At 32.1% G+C, this 18,709-nt stretch carries 16 protein-coding genes; 15 read left to right on the forward strand and 1 reads right to left on the reverse strand.

From position 1 onward, the window contains the following. The first annotated feature begins 9 nt into the window (after positions 1-9). A complete protein-coding gene (recJ, locus tag OCU55_RS01800) occupies positions 10-1,785 on the forward strand; it encodes a single-stranded-DNA-specific exonuclease RecJ (RefSeq protein ID WP_261850610.1) in 1,776 nt (591 codons plus the stop codon). Positions 1,786-1,905: 120 nt separating this feature from the next. Here recJ and OCU55_RS01805 read toward each other — a convergent pair whose 3' ends face one another. Then, positions 1,906-2,088: an alpha/beta-type small acid-soluble spore protein gene (locus tag OCU55_RS01805; protein ID WP_261850611.1), complete on the reverse strand. Its 183-nt coding sequence runs from the start codon at positions 2,086-2,088 to the stop codon at positions 1,906-1,908. A gap of 281 nt (positions 2,089-2,369) precedes the next feature. Here OCU55_RS01805 and OCU55_RS01810 point away from each other — a divergent pair, with 281 nt between their 5' ends. The 14 genes from OCU55_RS01810 to OCU55_RS01875 all read left to right on the forward strand — a co-directional run bounded on the left by OCU55_RS01810 (position 2,370) and on the right by OCU55_RS01875 (position 18,689). Beyond that, complete coding sequence (locus OCU55_RS01810) at positions 2,370-3,452, forward strand: undecaprenyldiphospho-muramoylpentapeptide beta-N-acetylglucosaminyltransferase (RefSeq protein ID WP_261850612.1); 1,083 nt, start codon at positions 2,370-2,372, stop codon at positions 3,450-3,452. 271 nt (positions 3,453-3,723) lie between these two features. Next, positions 3,724-4,149 (forward strand): flavodoxin, encoded by a 426-nt coding sequence (locus OCU55_RS01815; protein ID WP_183278526.1) that lies wholly within the window; start codon positions 3,724-3,726, stop codon positions 4,147-4,149. Between the two features lie 126 nt (positions 4,150-4,275). Further along, entirely contained in the window at positions 4,276-7,797 is a 3,522-nt protein-coding gene (nifJ, locus tag OCU55_RS01820) for a pyruvate:ferredoxin (flavodoxin) oxidoreductase (RefSeq protein ID WP_261851494.1), read from the forward strand. 532 nt (positions 7,798-8,329) lie between these two features. Continuing rightward, positions 8,330-8,704, forward strand: a complete 375-nt coding sequence (locus OCU55_RS01825; RefSeq protein ID WP_261850613.1) for a DUF1292 domain-containing protein — start codon at positions 8,330-8,332, stop codon at positions 8,702-8,704. Between the two features lie 434 nt (positions 8,705-9,138). Next, a complete protein-coding gene (locus OCU55_RS01830) occupies positions 9,139-9,963 on the forward strand; it encodes an aminotransferase class IV (protein ID WP_261850614.1) in 825 nt (274 codons plus the stop codon). Positions 9,964-10,065: 102 nt separating this feature from the next. Next, positions 10,066-11,967 (forward strand): FapA family protein, encoded by a 1,902-nt coding sequence (locus tag OCU55_RS01835; protein WP_261850615.1) that lies wholly within the window; start codon positions 10,066-10,068, stop codon positions 11,965-11,967. A gap of 11 nt (positions 11,968-11,978) precedes the next feature. After that, the gene (locus tag OCU55_RS01840) at positions 11,979-12,428 is read left to right on the forward strand and encodes a chemotaxis protein CheW (RefSeq protein WP_200272629.1); all 450 of its coding nucleotides are present in this window, start codon (positions 11,979-11,981) and stop codon (positions 12,426-12,428) included. Positions 12,429-12,437: 9 nt separating this feature from the next. Continuing rightward, positions 12,438-12,926 (forward strand): chemotaxis protein CheD, encoded by a 489-nt coding sequence (locus tag OCU55_RS01845; protein WP_261850616.1) that lies wholly within the window; start codon positions 12,438-12,440, stop codon positions 12,924-12,926. Between the two features lie 13 nt (positions 12,927-12,939). Next, positions 12,940-13,980, forward strand: coding sequence for a protein-glutamate methylesterase/protein-glutamine glutaminase (locus tag OCU55_RS01850; protein WP_261850617.1), 1,041 nt, complete (start codon positions 12,940-12,942; stop codon positions 13,978-13,980). A gap of 10 nt (positions 13,981-13,990) precedes the next feature. Then, positions 13,991-14,755, forward strand: a complete 765-nt coding sequence (locus OCU55_RS01855; protein ID WP_261850618.1) for a CheR family methyltransferase — start codon at positions 13,991-13,993, stop codon at positions 14,753-14,755. Between the two features lie 467 nt (positions 14,756-15,222). Next, on the forward strand, positions 15,223-17,274 hold the full coding sequence (locus OCU55_RS01860) for a chemotaxis protein CheA (protein ID WP_261850619.1): 2,052 nt from the start codon (positions 15,223-15,225) through the stop codon (positions 17,272-17,274). Between the two features lie 20 nt (positions 17,275-17,294). Next, positions 17,295-17,897 carry a chemotaxis protein CheC gene (locus OCU55_RS01865; RefSeq protein ID WP_183278517.1) on the forward strand — a complete coding sequence of 201 codons (603 nt, stop codon included), beginning with the start codon at positions 17,295-17,297 and terminating at the stop codon, positions 17,895-17,897. A gap of 15 nt (positions 17,898-17,912) precedes the next feature. Further along, complete coding sequence (locus OCU55_RS01870; protein ID WP_128212445.1) at positions 17,913-18,272, forward strand: response regulator; 360 nt, start codon at positions 17,913-17,915, stop codon at positions 18,270-18,272. Between the two features lie 15 nt (positions 18,273-18,287). Continuing rightward, complete coding sequence (locus tag OCU55_RS01875) at positions 18,288-18,689, forward strand: chemotaxis protein CheW (protein WP_261850620.1); 402 nt, start codon at positions 18,288-18,290, stop codon at positions 18,687-18,689. The last annotated feature ends 20 nt before the right edge of the window (positions 18,690-18,709 follow it).

Genomic DNA, 18,709 nt, shown 5'->3' on the forward strand with positions numbered 1-18,709 from the left:
GAGATATATATGAGTGAAAATTGGCTTTTGATAAATAAAGGAATTGCAGATGCAAATAAGCTTATAAAGGAATTAAATATAAGTCAATTCACTGCGAGATTGTTGGTAAATAGAGATATAACTAATGTAAAGCAGGCTGAGAAGTTTTTATATGGCGAGTTAAATGACTTGTATGATGGTCACCTTATGAAAGATATGGATAAGGCAGTAGATATGATAAAGCTTGCTATTGAAAATAATAGAAAAATTATAATATATGGAGATTACGATTGCGATGGTGTTAACAGCACAGTAATTCTAAATAATGCTTTAAAGAACTGTAATGCAAACTATAATTACTATATTCCAAATCGAGAAGACGAAGGTTATGGAATGAATAGTAATAGAATAAGAAAGTTAAAAGAAGAGGGATATGAGTTAATATTGACCTGTGATAATGGTATTGCTGCTTTTGAGCAGGTGGATTTAGCTAAATCTCTAGGCATGGATGTAATAATTACTGATCACCATGATATTCCTATTTTTAAAGAGGATGATGGGACTACCATTGAGAAGTTCCCTGATGCAGATGCGGTTGTTAATCCTAAAAGAAATGATTGTAAGTATCCATTTAAGAAGCTATGTGGTGCTGGGGTAGCATTTAAATTAGTTCAGTGTCTATACGAAGCTTTGGGGATTCCCAAAAATAATGCTTATGATTTGCTTGAATTTGCAGCTATAGCTACTGTATGTGATGTGGTAGACTTAATAGACGAAAATAGGATATTAGTAAAAGAAGGTTTAAAAAGAATTAACAACACTAAGAATATAGGATTGAAAGCTTTGATGAAGCAAACTAATCTAGAGGGTAAAGTAGTAGGCGCATATCATCTTGGATTTATAATAGGACCTTGCGTAAATGCTACTGGTAGATTAGAAACTGCAGATTTGTCAGTTGAATTGCTTATTACAAATGAGAATGATAGAGCATCAGAACTTGCAAAAGAACTACATGAATTGAATCAAAGAAGACAAGAGATGACTACTGAGAGTGTTGAGCTTATCGAAGATCAAATTGTAAGAAATCATATGGAAAAAGATAAGGTTTTGGTAGTTTATAATGATAGAATTCATGAAAGTATTGCTGGTATTGTGGCAGGTAGAATTAGAGAAAAGTATAATGTGCCAGCTTTGATTTTGACGCAAGGAAAAGAAATGGCTAAAGGATCAGGACGGTCTATAGAAGAGTATAATATGTTTGAAGAACTTTCTAGTTGTAAAGAATTATTAGATAAGTTTGGTGGGCATCCAATGGCAGCAGGCTTATCTGTTAAAGAAGAGAATATACCTAAACTTAGAGTGAAGTTGCTGCAAAGCTGTAAGCTAAAGGATGAAGATATAGTTCCAAAAGTTAGGATTGATTTACGACTTCCTTTAGCGTATGTAAATGAACAGGTTGTGGATGAATTAGAGAAGCTTGAGCCATTTGGAAAAGGAAATAATACTCCTTTGTTTGGGGAAAAGTCTGTGGAAACTCTTAGGATATGGACTATAGGGAAGGAAAAGAATATATTAAAGTTTAGATTTAAGATGCTAGGTAGCAATTATAGCATTGACGGAATTTGCTTTAATAAATATGAGGAATTTAAAGAACAATTCATCGATAAATATGGGGAAAATGAATTTCTTAGCATTTTAGATACTTCATTTTGTGATTTTAAAATGGATTTCCTTTTCTACCCATCTATAAATGAGTATAATGGCAATAGAAGTATTCAGGCGATAATTAAGAGTATTAGATTATGATAAAAAATCTATAATTACTTTATTTTAATAATGAAACTAACTTGATAGATTTACTAAATTGTAATTTCATAAGAATTGAAAAGGGATACGGTATACCGTATCCCTTTTGACTTAAGTAAACTATAAACTTTTTTCATATTGTTCAATCATTCTTTTTACCATTTCTCCACCGATTTTTCCACATTGGTTTGCAGAAATAGTTCCGTTATAGTCTGAAAATTGAACCCCTAATTCATTAGCCACTTCATATTTGAATTTAGACAAACCATTTTTAGATTCTGGTATTAATAATTTTTGAGCCATAAAATATACCTCCTATTTAATTAAAGTATTGATTTTAATAAACAGTAAATAAAACTTAACGGTACCTTTAACTGTACCAAACTTTAAAGATTTTAAGCTGTTTTATATTAGTCATACGATGGTATTTTGCCTTTAAAGTTATAAATTGATATTATAGAATTGATGGAATAATAGTAATTAATTAAATTTATATTGAAAAATCTAGTTCATCTTTTTACATGATTTTAATATAATATAGATGGTTATAATTCAATTAGGGAAAAATTTAAGGGGATGATTTTTTGGAAAAATATAAAATAATTATGACTGGTGGAGGAACGGCAGGCCATGTAACTCCTAACCTTGCGCTAGTACCTGAGCTGATGAAACAAAACTTTGATATAAAATACATAGGAAGTAAAGATGGTATAGAAAAAGATATAATAAAAAATTCCTCTAATATGGAGTACTTTGGGATATCTAGTGGTAAGCTTAGGAGATATTTTGATGTGAAAAATTTCTCTGATCCATTTAAAGTTGTAAAAGGAATGGTAGAGGCTTATAAGATAATAACAAAAGAAAAACCTGATATAGTGTTCTCCAAGGGAGGATTTGTTACTGTCCCTGTTGTTATAGCCGCATCAATTAAAAAGATACCTGTAGTATCTCATGAATCAGATATAACTCCTGGACTTGCTAATAAGCTAGTAGCGCCATTTTGTAATAAGCTCTGTGTAACTTTTCCGGAGAGTTTAAAATATATAAAAGATAGCAAAGGTGTTTATACAGGTACACCTATAAGAAAAGAACTCTTTGAAGGTAGTGCTGTTAAAGGAAAGAAGCTGTGTGGCTTTAATGATAATAAGCCTGTATTATTCGTTATTGGCGGAAGTCTTGGGTCAAAAGTAATAAATGAAACTATAAGAAACTCATTAAAAGAATTGGTGGGAAAATATAATATAATTCATATATGTGGAAAGGGTAACTTTGATTCATCTTGTAAAGATATAAAAGGATATGTTCAATTTGAGTACGTATCGGAAGAGTTGCCACACTTAATGAATGCTGCAGATTATATTATTTCAAGAGCAGGAGCAAATGTAATATTTGAAATACTGGCTTTAAGGAAACCTAATATTCTTATTCCTCTATCTGCAAAGGTTAGTAGAGGAGATCAGGTATTAAATGCAAAGTCATTTAAGGAAAATGGATATAGCCTTGTTATAGAAGATGAAGAACTGACAAGAGAAAAGCTTCTAGAACAGCTAGAAATTTTAAAAAATGATAGAAATAAATATATAAGTAATATGCGTAATAGCAAAGGCAAGGATGGAATATCTAATATAGTTTCAGTGATAATGAATTCTGTTAAAGTGAAAAAATAATTTTTTCAAAAATGCGGAATTGAGAGAAAATTTAAAAAATAGCTGGCTAAAATAGAATAATTAGCATTAACAAGTAAATAAGGGATTTTGTAATGAAAATAGGTGGTATTATACTGGTTTGTGCTCTGCAAGAATAAATTTACGGAATATATTAAAATATGAAACTTGAAAAATAATTTCCATACTGTATAATATTTATGTGGACAAAGGGCAGAATTTGTAGCCACAACAAGTTGTTAAGAATTTAACAAGCGAATGAGGTGCTGTTACGATGAAGAAAGTATCAATAATTTACTGGAGCAACGGGGGAAACGTTGAAGTTTTAGCAGATGCAATAGCAGCAAGTGCCAAGGAAAATGGTGCACAAGTTATGATTAAACATGTAACTGATGCTACTGTTGATGATGTTATTAATGCCGATTCAGTTGCTTTTGGAAGTCCATCAATGGACAGTAATAGAATAGAACAACAAGAGATGGAACCTTACATAAACCAATTTAAGTTACTGCCTAACAATGGCAAAAAACTAATTCTTTTTGGATCATACGGTTGGGATGAAGGTCAATTCATAATCGATTGGTCAGATAGAATGAAAGATTATGGTTTTAATGTAGTTGATATTCTTGCAGTTAAAGAATCACCTAGTGAAGAGCAACTTAGAAAAGCTAGAGAACTAGGAAAAGAGCTTGCAAGATAGAACTCTCAGTAAATAATCAAAAATAACAGTCAATCTTATTTTTCTAAAATTTTATTATTTTAGAATAACTCATCATACAAAACAATTATCAAAACAATATAAGAAAGAGGGGTCAACTCGATGGCAATTAGAAAAATGAAAACTATGGATGGTAATACTGCTGCTGCACATATCGCATATGCATTTACAGACGTAGCAGCTATATACCCAATAACACCATCATCACCAATGGCAGAGCATGTTGATGAATGGGTTGCTCAAGGAAGAAAGAACATATTTGGACAAAAGGTAAAGGTAATGGAAATGCAATCAGAAGCTGGTGCAGCTGGTGCAGTTCACGGTTCATTACAAGCAGGAGCTTTAACTACAACTTTTACAGCTTCTCAAGGTTTACTATTAATGATCCCAAATATGTACAAGATTGCTGGTGAATTACTACCAGGAGTATTCCATGTTTCAGCTAGAGCATTAGCTGCAAATTCATTAAATATATTCGGTGACCATCAAGACGTTATGGCTGCAAGACAAACTGGTTTTGCAATGTTAGCTGAAGGTTCTGTACAAGAAGTTATGGATTTATCAGCAGTTGCTCACCTTACAGCTATAAAATCAAGAATACCATTTGTTAATTTCTTCGATGGATTCAGAACATCACATGAAATACAAAAGATAGAAGTTTTAGAGTATGATGAATTAGCTAAACTTCTTGATACTGATGCAGTAGAAGCGTTCAGAAGAAGAGCTTTAAATCCTGATCATCCAGTTACAAGAGGTACAGCTCAAAACCCTGATGTATACTTCCAAGAAAGAGAAGTTGTTAATAAATATTACGATGCTATACCAGAAATAGTTGAAGGCTATATGGCTGAAATAACTAAATTAACTGGTAGAGAATATCACACATTTGACTACTATGGAGCTCCAGATGCTGATAGAGTTATAGTTGCTATGGGTTCAGTTACTGACCTTGTAGAAGAAACTATAGATTACTTAAATGCAAATGGAAACAAAGTTGGTCTAGTAAAGGTAAGATTATTCAGACCATTCTCAGTTGAAAGAATGTTAAAGGTTATACCTTCAACTGTTAAGAAAATAGCTGTTTTAGACAGAACTAAAGAACCAGGATCAGCTGCTGAGCCATTATTCTTAGAAGTTAAGAATGCATTCTACGGAAAAGAAAATGCTCCAGTTGTAGTTGGTGGAAGATATGGACTAGGTTCAAAGGACACAGTTCCAGCTCACATAGTTTCAGTTTATGAAAACTTACTTAAGGACGAGCCTAAAGATGGATTCACAGTTGCTATAGTTGATGACGTTACTCATACATCATTAGATGCTATAACTGCTGATATAGATACAACTCCAGTAGGAACTAAAGCTTGTAAGTTCTGGGGACTTGGATCAGACGGTACTGTTGGTGCTAACAAGAGTGCTATAAAGATAATCGGAGACCATACTGATATGTATGCTCAAGGTTACTTTGCATATGATTCAAAGAAATCTGGTGGTATAACAGTATCACATTTAAGATTTGGTAAGAAAGCTATAAAATCACCTTACTTAATAAACAAAGCTGATTTCGTTGCTTGTCATAACCAATCATATGTGTACAAGTACAATGTATTAGATGGATTAAAGAAGAATGGATCATTCTTACTTAACACTATCTGGACACCAGAAGAAGTAGAAGAAAAATTACCAGCAAGCTATAAGAGATATATCGCTAAAAACAACATTAAGTTCTACACTTTAAATGCTGTTAAGATAGCTCAAGAAATTGGTCTTGGTGGAAGAATAAACATGATAATGCAATCTGCATTCTTCAAGTTAGCTGATATAATTCCAGTAGAAGATGCTATTAAGTATTTAAAAGATGCAGTTGTATCTTCATACGGTAAAAAAGGACAAAACGTTGTTGATATGAACAATGCTGCTATAGACAAGGGTGTTGATTCAGTTGTTGCTATAGAAGTTCCTGCAAGCTGGGCTGATGCAGTTGATGCAGAAGTTGTTGAAACTAAGGTTAAGCCAGAATTCGTAACTAAGATAGTTGAACCAATGAACAGACAAGAAGGAGACTTACTTCCAGTATCAGCTTTCCTAGGCGGAATGGAAGATGGAACTTTTGAAAATGGTACAGCTGCTTACGAAAAGAGAGGTATAGCTATAAACGTACCAGAATGGCAAGCAGATAAGTGTATACAATGTAACCAATGTTCATATGTATGTCCACACGCTGTAATCAGACCATTCTTATTAAGCGAAACAGAAAAGAGCAATGCTCCAGAAGGAATGAAGATAGTAGCAGCTAAGGCTCTTAAGACTGCTGAACCTATGTCATTCACAATGGCAGTAAGCCCACTTGACTGTTCAGGATGCGGAAACTGTGCTCAAGTTTGTCCAGCTCCAGAAAAAGCTTTAATAATGAAACCACAAGCTTCACAACATGTTGAAATACCAAACTGGGAATATGCTACTGAAGCTGTTGCTCCAAAAGCTAACCCAATGAGCAAGACAACATTAAAAGGAAGCCAATTTGAACAACCATTACTTGAGTTCTCAGGTGCTTGCGCTGGTTGTGGAGAAACTCCATACGCTAAGCTAGTAACTCAATTATATGGTGATAGAATGATGGTAGCTAATGCTACTGGATGTTCATCAATTTGGGGAGGATCTGCTCCTTCAACTCCATACACTAAGAATCATCTTGGACATGGTCCAGCATGGGCAAACTCATTATTCGAAGATAATGCTGAGTTTGGAATGGGTATGTACCTTGGAGTTGCTGCTATAAGAGAAAGATTAGCTGTAACAGTTAAATCTGCTTTAGAAGCTGATTTAAGTGAAACAACTAAGGCTGCTTTAGCTGATTGGTTAGAAAATATAAACAACGGTGAAGGTACTAGAGATAGAGCTAACAGAGTTATAGCTGCTTTAGAAACTGAAACTGCTGAAATAGCAAAAGAAATATTAAACGAAAAAGATTTCTTAGTTAAGAGATCACAATGGATCTTCGGTGGAGACGGTTGGGCTTACGACATCGGTTTCGGTGGATTAGATCACGTTCTTGCATCAGGAGAAGATATAAATGTACTTGTATTTGATACAGAAGTTTACTCAAACACAGGTGGACAATCATCTAAGTCAACTCCAACTGCTGCTATAGCTAAGTTTGCTGCTAGTGGTAAGAGAACTAAGAAGAAAGATCTTGGAATGATGGCTATGAGCTATGGTTATGTATATGTTGCTCAGATTTCAATGGGTGCAGATAAGAACCAAACTCTTAAGGCTATAGCTGAAGCTGAAGCTTATCCAGGTCCATCATTAATAATAGCTTACGCTCCATGTATAAACCATGGATTAAAAGCTGGTATGGGTAACAGCCAATTAGAAGCTAAGAAGGCTGTTGAATCAGGATACTGGGCAATGTACAGATACAACCCAACACTTAAGGAACAAGGAAAGAAGTCATTCTCACTTGATTCTAAGGAACCAACTGCTGACTTTAAGGCATTCTTAATGGGCGAAGTAAGATATGCTTCACTTGCTAAGGCATTCCCAGAAGCTGCAGATGCTTTATTTGAAAAGACTTATGAAGATGCGATGGAAAGATTAGCAAACTACAAGAGACTTGCTACTCAAGAATAGTTAAATAATAGTAAGGGGACTAGCTAAGCTAGTTCCCTTATTTTTTCGAAATATTTCAAATAAGCATATACCATTATTTATGAAAATCTAAATTAATATATTGATAGAATTACTAAAATTATTTATCTGAGTTAGATTTATTAGAATAAATAACTTAGTGTCTAAGTTGGATACTATAGGATTTATTGGGTTAAGGATAAGTTTTGTGAAAAAATTTAATAACTATGTATGAGTTTCAAAAATAATTTGAATTTATTCTAGATATACAGTCCATCTATATATTATTTTTTAGTAAAAATATATTTTGAAATTGTTATATCTTTACAAAGAAATGTATAATATTACTATGCTGGTATTGAGAATAAAAGTAATACATGTAAGTTTTCTGTGTATAAAGCTATAATAAATATAATAATATTTATTATAGAATAAAAAAAGCTTTTATTAATCTTAATATTAGGGTAAAATTAAAACATACTATTTAATTAAAGGAGGTGAATTTCACACATCACTTAGATTGTGTGAATCACATATGTCAGATAAAGAAAAAGATACTTGCGGATGTGGCTGTGGCTGCGAAGATAATGGTTTAGAATTAAAAGAAGAAAATACATGTGGCTGTGGCGACGAAGGTTGCGGAGACGAAGACTGTGGATGTGGCCATGACCATGATCATGATCATGAAAGTTTCGTTGTAGATTTAGAAGATGAAAGCGGCAATGTAGTAAGTTGTGAAGTTATAGATGCTTTTGAATATAAGGAAAAAGAATATGTTTTAGTTCAAAACCCTAATGATGGATCAGTATACTTATTTAAATCAGAGGGTGAAGAAGGAGAACTTTCAATACCTGATGATGAAGAATTTGAAGAAGTTACAAAGTACTATGAGTCTGAATTAGCTCAATAGTTGAAAAAGGCGGTTTATACCGCCTTTTTACTGTATAATAACAAATAAAATTTTTATGCTGGCTAAGCCTAATGATTTCAATTTATTTGAGCAGTTTTTTGGCGTACAGTAAAAAAACAAAGTTTATTCGCTTGCTAAATTTTCCGCATGTACATTCGGAAAGGCAGATGTGTAAAAAAACTCGCTGAAGAAGGTCGCTTCAGCGAGTTTTTTTTCAATAAGTTTTAAAATTGTAGATAGTTATTTAATCACATAATTGTATGGTATTTATTAATTAATATATAATATAAACTAGATAATTAAAGATGGATCAGTTCGATTTGAAAGCTATATTTAAAACTCTCACGGGTTCTGGTAAGAAAATTTAAATATAGGGATTATTACGAAGTGCCACATCTGTAAAATTAATAAAATTGTGAATTGAGGAGATAAAAATGAGTGAATGTTATTTAAATAAATTTATTTTAAATGGTACATCTAGAGTTAAAGAAAAATTTGACGATAATATACTAAGAAGAAAAGGAATAGTGTATGAAGTTATAAGAGTAATAGATGGAGTACCTCTTTTTTTAGAAAAACATCTTGAAAGAATGAACAACTCATTTTCTTTAATTAATAAGGAGATGAAGTATAATAAGGAGGAAATAAAGGAGCAAATTGAAACTCTAATAAAAGATGTCAACGTATTTGAAGGAAATATCAAATTATTAATGGATTCAGAAAATGATGAAAGGAATCTTTTAGTATACTTTGTTAAGCATTCATATCCTACAAAGGATCAATATGAAAATGGTGTAAATACTACACTATTCTTTGGTGAAAGAGAAAATCCTAACGCAAAAATAGTGAATACGGATTTCAGAACATTGGTGAATGAACAAATAAGTGAAAAAAATAGTTACGAGGCCATTTTAGTAGATAGAAATGGTTTTATAACAGAAGGTAGTAAATCTAATATATTTATGGTAAGAAATGATGAGATAATAACATCGCCATTGGAAGATGTACTTCCAGGGGTGACCAGGGGTTCTATCATAGATATTTGTAAAGAAAATAATATATCAATAAGGGAGGAAAAAATATCTTACAAAGATATTAGTTCATTAGATGGAATGTTTATAACAGGTACATCTCCTAAGATTCTTCCAATTGTAGATGTTGATAAAATAACTTTAAATTCGCCAAAGAACACGTTAATTTTAGAATTGATAAGATTATATAATAAAAAAATTGATGAATATATTAAATCTGCTAAATAATATTTGAATGAAATTATAATTCACATTAAAATTTAAATTACAATTAAACCTTAATATGGTATACTAAAAACAGTAAATGGCTCTTGGGGGGTGTGAGTAATTATGGAATATGTATATGAAGCATTAACTATTGAAGAATGCATCAAGTTGGCAGAAGCTGAGCTTAATATATCTGCAGAAGATTTTGATTATGAAGTGATTGAAAAAAAAGGTATGCTTAGAAGAAAATACAAGATTAGAGTTTCACCCAAGAATAATACGTCAAATTGTGATGGAAAGATTTCTATAAAAAACGGAAGTTTTATAGTAACTAATCCTCTTGAGGATGGGACTCCTGCGAAAATATTCACGAGTGAAAATATTAATATATATGTAGATAATAAAAAAGTTGAAGGTTTTTGTAGTATAACCGAAAATAATTCTATAAGGTATGATATTATAAATCAAGAAGCAAAAAGAGAAATAAATATAGTTACATCAGATGATGATATGACTGCAATGGCTTCTGTTAAATATATACCTAAGAGAGTGTATAAATTATGTGATTCAGAAAGCGTGAGTGTATTAAGCTTAAACATAGAACTTGACTACGAAGAATACCCTCCAAAGTTTAATGAGCTTGAAATTAAAAAGATTTTATCTGAAAGAGGTATTGTAAGTGGTATAATTTTGGAAAACTTAAAATCTTTGTGCGCAGGAGGGGAACAAGGTGAAATCCTAGTTGCAGAAGGTAAAAGAGTTAAAGATACAGTACACGACCAATTGACTATACTTTTTAAGGACAAACAAAAAAAGATAGTGTCTGAAGATGAGACAATTGACTTTAGGAATATCAGTCAAATAGCTACTGTTCAATCAGGAGAAATAATAGCAACATTGACAAAAGGTTCAGAGGGAAAACCTGGCATAAGCATAAGTGGCAAGGTAATTAAGCCTGAAAAATATAAAGAATTGCAATTGAATGCAGGCGAAGGATGTAAAATTTATGGTAGTGATATAATTGCTACAGTAGATGGAAGACCAGACTTTAAAAATAATACTATTTCAGTGAATAAAATATATGAAGCTACCTCTGATGTGAATCTAGCTTCTGGAAATCTCAATTTCACTGGCGATATACATATAGGAGCTAATGTTAGTCAAGGAATGACTATAAAAGCTGGCAAATCAATATCTATTGATGGTTCTGTAGAGGGCTCACATATTATATCAAACGATCAAACTTTGATAAAAGGTAGCATAATTGGATCAACCATTGAAGCTGGAGGAAAAGACTTCCTAATACAACAACAATTAGACGAATTAGAAAACTTAAAAAGCTCAATGTTACAGCTTACTAGTACAGTACTAGAAATTAAAGAACATAATTTATTAGGACTTGACAGAAGTGATGGTGAAATAATAAAGGTTTTAATTGAGAATAAGTTTAAAAATATAACAACAAATTCGTTAAACATAATTAGATTGTTTTCTAAATCTGATGAAGAAGGTAAAAATATAAGTAGGCTGGTAAAGCAAATGCTGATAGGTCTTGGACCAACCACGATAAAGCATTTTAGCGAGTTGGACAAGTTAGCGGTATTAGCAGATGGATATGTTAAAAACATCCAAGGGAAAATTAATATACCTGCGGATATTATTATAAACTATTGCCAAGATTCTACAATAAGTTCCTCGGGGAGTATATACCTAAATGGCAAAGGACAATATATATCTCATTTAACATGCAGTGGAAGTATAATTTTTACTCAAAACGGCAGTGTGTCTAGAGGGGGATATTTAAAAGCTGAGAATGAAATAAGATGTAAGACAATTGGCAGTACTGGTGGAGTTAAGACGAAAGCTTCAGTTTCGAAAAATGGGCACATATATGCTGATATTGCATATCACAATACCATTTTTGCAATTGGAGAAAGAGAAATAGTCCTAGAAGAGCCTTCGAGGGATATTCATGTATACATGGATGAGCTTGGAGATATAATAATAGATAAGTTTCGCTTATAAGGGGGATTAAGATGGCTAACAAGGAAATAAAATTACTGATTTTTAGTTTAAATGGAGAACATTACGCTACTGACATAATGGAAGTAGAAAGAATATTAGGTTATGAAACACCAACTGTGTTACCTGATGTACCAAGCTTCGTTGACGGAGTTATTAATTATGAGGAAAGTATTTTACCTGTAGTTAATTTATCTAAAAAATTTGGTTTTAATACTAAAGTAAATTTAGCTGAAACAAAGATTATTGTTGTTAAAGAAAGTGAATCTAAAATGGGCATTATTGTAGATAATGTCTACGAGGTTAAAGATGTGGAGGTTAATTTAATAGAAAATCCTCCAGCAATTGCTGCAAGTATTTCAAGAAGATACATAAAAGGACTAATAAGATTAAAGGAAAATATAGTAATCCTCTTAGATTTATCTAAAATTTTAACAGAGGAAGAAAAAACTAAGTTGCTATAAGGTGGTTCTATGATAGATGCAGAAATTAAAGTAGGTATTGCTGATTTAAATACTGTAAGTTATCCTGATAAAATAATGACCATAGGACTAGGTTCTTGCGTTGGAATAGCAGTATTTGATAAAGTTAAATTGATTGGCGGGTTATCACATATAATGTTACCTGATTCAACTCAGTTTAAAGAAGTGAAAAATCCGTATAAGTTTGCTGATTTAGCTATTCCGATACTAATTGAAAAAATGGAAAAGTTAGGATGCCAAAAAAGGAACCTGGCTGTAAAAATAGCTGGAGGAGCATCGATGTTTAATTTTTCCGATAAAAGCATGATAAGTGATATTGGAAAAAGAAATGGTGAAGCTGTAGCGAAGACTTTGAAAGAATTACAACTTCAAGTTCTTGCGGCGCACCTAGGTGGAAACAAAGGCAGAACAATGGTTTTAGATTCAAAAACTGGCAAGGTAATAATAAAGATTGTAGGACAAGGTATTATAGAACTTTAATGGAGTGATAATCTTGAATAAAATAAAAGTTATGGTAGTAGACGATTCTGCGCTTATGAGAAAGATAATTTCTGACATGATAAACGAAGAGACAGATATGGAAGTTATAGCTACTGCAAGAAATGGTGAGGAGTTCGTTGACAAGGTCGGAGGTTATAATCCAGATGTAATTACCTTAGACGTAGAAATGCCTAAAATGGATGGTATCACTGCACTGAAAAAACTGAAACTCACTAATAGAAATGCTAAGGTTATAATGTTAAGTAGCTTAACCACAAGCTCCTCTAGAACAACACTGGATTGTTTAGATGCTGGTGCTGCTGATTTCGTTTCAAAACCATCAGGATCGATCTCACTTGATATTAATAAGGTTAAGCTTGAGCTAGTACATAAAATAAGAGCAGTAGCATCCATAAAAAGATCATTGTTTGATTTTAAAGTTGAGGCAAAGGAACCTGCAAGATTTATTACTACTAAGAAAGCTTCTAATAAAATAGAGGCAGTAGTAATTGGTGCTTCTACAGGTGGTCCCAGAGCACTTCAAACTGTATTGACAGAACTCCCTAAGGATTTAGAGATTCCTGTGTTAGTCGTTCAGCATATGCCAGCGGGATTTACAAAGACTTTTGCAGAAAGATTAAATAATCTTTGTAACCTTAAGGTTGTAGAAGCAGAAAACGATATGAGAATTGAGAAAAATGTTATATATATTGCTCCAGGTGGTTATCACATGGAAGTATCTAAGGATAAAAGAATTTCATTAAATCAAGAACCAAGTATATGGGGAGTAAGACCAGCAGTAGATAAACTATTTAATAGCTCGGCTGTTGTCTATGGTAAGAACTTATTATCTGTAGTACTCACTGGGATGGGAAAAGATGGTGCGCAAGGCACAGTGGGTATAAAAAATGCTGGAGGACATACAATTTCTGAGGATGAGTCCACTTGTACTATTTATGGAATGCCTAAAGCCACTTTTGAAACAGGAAAAGTTGATGAAGTATTACCATTAGGATATATAGCAAAAAAAATCGTTACATTAGTGAAAGGATAGTAGATAAACTATGGATTTTAGCCAATTTCATCAATGGGTACATAAAGAGCTAGGGATTAATTTATCTGCGTATAAACCAACCCAGCTTAATAGAAGAATAGAAAGTTTAATGACAAGATTAGGGGTAAAATCATTAGAAGAGTATACGAAGTTGATTAAAACTGATAGAGAGCATAGACAAAGATTCTTGGACTTTATAACTATTAATGTTACAGAGTTTTTTAGAAATCCAGAATTATTTGAAGAGTTAGAGGCTATCTTGAAAAAAGAGTCCGCAGCTAATAATAGTCTTAAGATTTGGAGTGCTGCGTGTTCTATAGGTTGTGAACCGTATTCAATCTCTATGATTTTGAATAATGTAAGTCCTAATGGAAGACATAAGATATTAGCCACTGATATAGATAATACAATTCTTCAGAAAGCTAAGCTTGGAGAATATACTGATAACGAAATGAAAAATGTAAAATCTAGAGAATTGGAAAAGTACTTTAAGAAAGTTAAAGATAAGTATTATATAGAACAAAATGTGAAAAATATGGTTACTTTCAAAAAGCATGACCTTATACTAGATAGTTATGAGAATAACTTTGACTTAATTGTATGTAGAAATGTAGTTATCTATTTTAATGTAGATGTTAAGAATGATATATACAAGAGATTTGCCGCATCACTTAAAAAAGGTGGTTTATTATTTGTAGGGGCTACTGAAAGTATATATAATTACAAAGACTTTGGTTTTGAAAAAGCTTCTACTTTTATTTATAGAAAGTTATAAAAGTTAATAATTGCTATAAAGAAATTAACTACTTCGTACGAATAATAAGTGTTGAATAATTGAAAAGGTTAGGCAATTTTCACATATTTTAAATGAATATATGATATATAATTGATGGATATTACAAAGAAATGACTATTCAAATTTATTATTTAAATATAATTAATATTTATTGATTGGTTAAATTTTCTCGTAATAACTAATAATTATTATCTGTGATTATGAATTCAAGAGAAGTAGTGATTAATAACTGTTAGGTGCTAATAAGGAATACAGGAGACACAACAATTAATAATTGTTGTGTGCTACAAAGAATAACAGGAGGCGTAACAATTAATAATTGTTACGTGCCAACAAGGAATACAGGAGGCAGAACAATTAATAATTGTTCTGTGCCAACAAGGAATACAGGAGGCAGAACAATTAATAATTGTTCTGTGCTAACAAGGAATACAGGAGGGATAACAATGGACACATCTCAATATCTTTCAATGTTCTTAGAAGAGTCCATGGACAATTTGCAGACTCTAAATGAATCTTTACTTGACTTAGAACAAAAGCCAGATGATATTGACAAGTTAAATGAAATATTTAGAGTAGCTCATACTATAAAAGGTATGGCAGCAACAATGGGATTTAGTGATATAGCAGAACTAACTCATAAAATGGAGGATGTTCTTTCTAAATTTAGAGAAGGCGAACTGAAAGTTACTCAAAATGTAGTTACAGTGCTTTTCGATTGCCTAGATACTCTTGAAAGAATGGTAAATAATATATCAGAAGGTATAGAAGAAAAAGTTGAAATAGATAATATAATGAAAGATCTACATGATATAAGCACTAATGAGCAGCAGGACAGTGTTGCTGTTGATATAGTAGAAGAAGTATTAGAAAATAAGAGTTCATCAGATTATGTAATTGACATAAATGAATATGATATGAATGTAATTAAGCAAGCTCATGAAAAGGGTTATAAGGCTATAAGAGTTTTTATAAGTCTTAATGAGAATACTTTGTTAAAGTCTGCTAGAGCTTTTCTAATATTTAAGGAGTTAGAAGAGCATGGAGAAGTAATAAAATCATACCCTTCTACAGAAGATATAGAAAACGAAAACTTTGATTTTAGTATTGAACTTATTGTAATTACTACACTAAATGCTGAAGAAATTGAGAAACTTGTTAAAAATATCTCAGAAGTGGATAAAGTTTCTGCAGAAGAAGTCGAATTAAGAATAGAAAAAGTAAATGAAACTGTAAAAACTAAAGATGAACCGGTAGCTAAGGCTGAAGTAAATGAAACGTCAAAACCGTTAACCCCTAAATCTATAGTTACGAATAAAGAAAAAGTTGAAGAAAAGAAGAGCAATAATCCATCTGCTCAAACAAAAAAAGTTCATCAATCAGTAAGAGTTGATTTGGAACGTCTAGATAAGCTTATGAACATGGTTTCTGAGTTAGTTATACATAGAACTAGATTAGAACAAATAAGCACAAGTTATAGAGCTCAAGAGCTAAATGAAACTCTTGAACAAGTTGCTAGAACAACTTCTGACTTGCAAGATCTTGTTATGAAGATAAGAATGCTTCCTCTAGAGGTTGTATTTAATAGATTCCCTAGAATGATTAGAGATCTTTCTGTAGAATTGAATAAGGAAATTAACTTTATTGTTGAAGGTCAAGACACAGAATTAGATAGAACTGTAATAGATGAAATCGGGGAACCATTAATTCACTTATTAAGAAATGCGGCAGATCATGGAGTAGAAAGCAAAGAAGATAGAGCAAAGTCAGGTAAAGATCCTGTAGGTACTATAAGACTGTCAGCATATCAAGAAGGCACAAAGGCCGTAATAAAAGTAGAAGATGACGGTAATGGTATTGATGTTGAAAAGGTTAGACGTAAAGCTGAAAAAGTAGGTATAAACACTGAAGGAATGACTGAAAATGATATAAAGAATTTAATTTTCTCTCAAGGCTTTAGTACTAACGAAGTAGTAACAGATATATCAGGTAGAGGCGTAGGTATGGATGTTGTAAAAACAAAGATATCTGCACTTGGAGGAACTGTTGATGTAGTAAGTGAAATAGGAAAAGGTTCAAGTTTTATAATAAGACTTCCTCTAACACTTCAAATTATTCAAGCGTTGCTTGTTAAGGTTGGAGAAGAAACACTTGCAATATCTCTAGGTTTTATAGACAGAGTTATCGACTATAAGGAAGATAGAATAAAGAAGACTAATGGAAGAGAAGTTATAGTATATAGAGAAAATGTTATACCTCTAATTAGATTAAATGAAACTTTACAAATTGATACTAGCAAAAAGGATAAGAATTTTATTATAATAGTTAAGGTTGGAGATAAAGTTGTTGGTCTTTTAGTTGATTCTTTATTAGGACAGCAAGAAATAGTAATAAAACCTTTAGGAAAAACTCTTGAAGGACTAAACGAGTATATAGGAGCAACAATACTTGGTAATGGTCTTGTTACACTTATACTTGATGTAGGTGCTTTAATCTAGGAACTAGAAGGAGGATTGTGATGGATTATACTCAATTAAGTGCACTTCAACTAGATGCTCTTAAAGAAGTAAGTAATATTGGTGCAGGAAATGCAGCAACTGCTCTTTCTCAATTGTTAAACAGAAAAATTGATATGACAGTTCCAAGTGTTAATGTAATAGATTTTATGGATATTTATAATTTTGTTTCTGAAGAAGAGTTGGTGGCAGCAGTACTAGTAAAAGTACTTGGCGATGCACCAGGAAATATTTTATTTGTATTTGAAAAATCTATAGCTTCTAATATAATAGAAGTACTGACTGGAATGAAGGAAGATGAGTTTAGCGAGATGGGAAATTCAGTGCTATGTGAAATAGGTAATATTATTTCAGCAGCATACATGAATTCAATAGCAAGACTTACAAACTTGAGCATTATGCCATCAGTTCCAGCTGTGGCATTTGATATGCTAAGTGCGATTTTAAGCTCTACTTTTGTAGAGTCAGCACAGTATTCAGATAGTGTATTGGAAATAGAAACAATGCTATTAGGCGAGGATTCAGAAAATATTGGTGGACATTTTTACTTTGTTCCTAATCCTGGATCTTTAGAAAAAATATTAAATTCAATAGGCGTAATATAGATAGGGGGATTCTAAATGGCTAGAGTATTAATTGTTGATGACGCAGCATTTATGAGAATGATGATAAAGGATATTCTTGAAAAAAACGGATTTGAGGTTGTAGGTGAAGCAAGTAATGGAATTAAGGCTGTAGAGCTTTATAAAAAGGAAAAACCAGATGTAGTAACTATGGATATAACAATGCCAGACATGGATGGAATTGAAGCGGTTAAAAATATCAAAGCATTTGATCCAGCAGCTAAGGTAATAATGTGCAGTGCCATGGGCCAACAAGGTATGGTTATGGATGCAATAAGAGCCGGTGCAAAAGATTTTATAGTAAAACCATTCCAAGCAGATAGAGTGTTAGAAGCAATCAAAAAGGCAATTGGTTAATAAGGGGGCATGAAAATGCAAGTTGTTGTTTTTAAGATTAGTGATGAACTTTTTGCTGTAGAAACATCTAAAGTTCAGAGCATTACTGATATGACAGAAGTGACCAAAGTACCAAAAGCCCCAGAGCATATAAGAGGACTTATAAACCTTAGAGGTAGCATAATACCTTTATTGGATATAAATCTGCTACTTAATATATCTAAGTCGTCAAAGGTTCAAAGTAACATAATAATATTGAATGTTGATGATGAACAAGTAGGTATATCTGTTGATGAGGTTGAAGAGGTTTTAGAAATTGATGAAAAACTTATTCAAAGACTTGAGAATGAAAAGTATCAAAGCTATGTAAAAGGTATAGTGAATTTTGATGATAAACTAGTTACATTAGTAGATATAAATAAAATACTAAAAATTTAATTAGTGAAGTGAGGTAAGCG

The organism is Clostridium folliculivorans (assembly GCF_024341905.1).
Taxonomy (GTDB): Bacteria; Bacillota; Clostridia; order Clostridiales; family Clostridiaceae; genus Clostridium_AR; species Clostridium_AR folliculivorans.

Coding starts and splice junctions, on each gene's coding strand:
- recJ (WP_261850610.1), top strand. CDS start 10: ATGAGTGAAAATTGGCTTTTGATAAATAAAGGAATTGCAGATGCAAAT.
- OCU55_RS01805 (WP_261850611.1), bottom strand. CDS start 2,088: ATGGCTCAAAAATTATTAATACCAGAATCTAAAAATGGTTTGTCTAAA.
- OCU55_RS01815 (WP_183278526.1), top strand. CDS start 3,724: ATGAAGAAAGTATCAATAATTTACTGGAGCAACGGGGGAAACGTTGAA.
- OCU55_RS01825 (WP_261850613.1), top strand. CDS start 8,330: ATGTCAGATAAAGAAAAAGATACTTGCGGATGTGGCTGTGGCTGCGAA.
- OCU55_RS01830 (WP_261850614.1), top strand. CDS start 9,139: ATGAGTGAATGTTATTTAAATAAATTTATTTTAAATGGTACATCTAGA.
- OCU55_RS01835 (WP_261850615.1), top strand. CDS start 10,066: ATGGAATATGTATATGAAGCATTAACTATTGAAGAATGCATCAAGTTG.
- OCU55_RS01840 (WP_200272629.1), top strand. CDS start 11,979: ATGGCTAACAAGGAAATAAAATTACTGATTTTTAGTTTAAATGGAGAA.
- OCU55_RS01845 (WP_261850616.1), top strand. CDS start 12,438: ATGATAGATGCAGAAATTAAAGTAGGTATTGCTGATTTAAATACTGTA.
- OCU55_RS01855 (WP_261850618.1), top strand. CDS start 13,991: ATGGATTTTAGCCAATTTCATCAATGGGTACATAAAGAGCTAGGGATT.
- OCU55_RS01860 (WP_261850619.1), top strand. CDS start 15,223: ATGGACACATCTCAATATCTTTCAATGTTCTTAGAAGAGTCCATGGAC.
- OCU55_RS01865 (WP_183278517.1), top strand. CDS start 17,295: ATGGATTATACTCAATTAAGTGCACTTCAACTAGATGCTCTTAAAGAA.
- OCU55_RS01870 (WP_128212445.1), top strand. CDS start 17,913: ATGGCTAGAGTATTAATTGTTGATGACGCAGCATTTATGAGAATGATG.
- OCU55_RS01875 (WP_261850620.1), top strand. CDS start 18,288: ATGCAAGTTGTTGTTTTTAAGATTAGTGATGAACTTTTTGCTGTAGAA.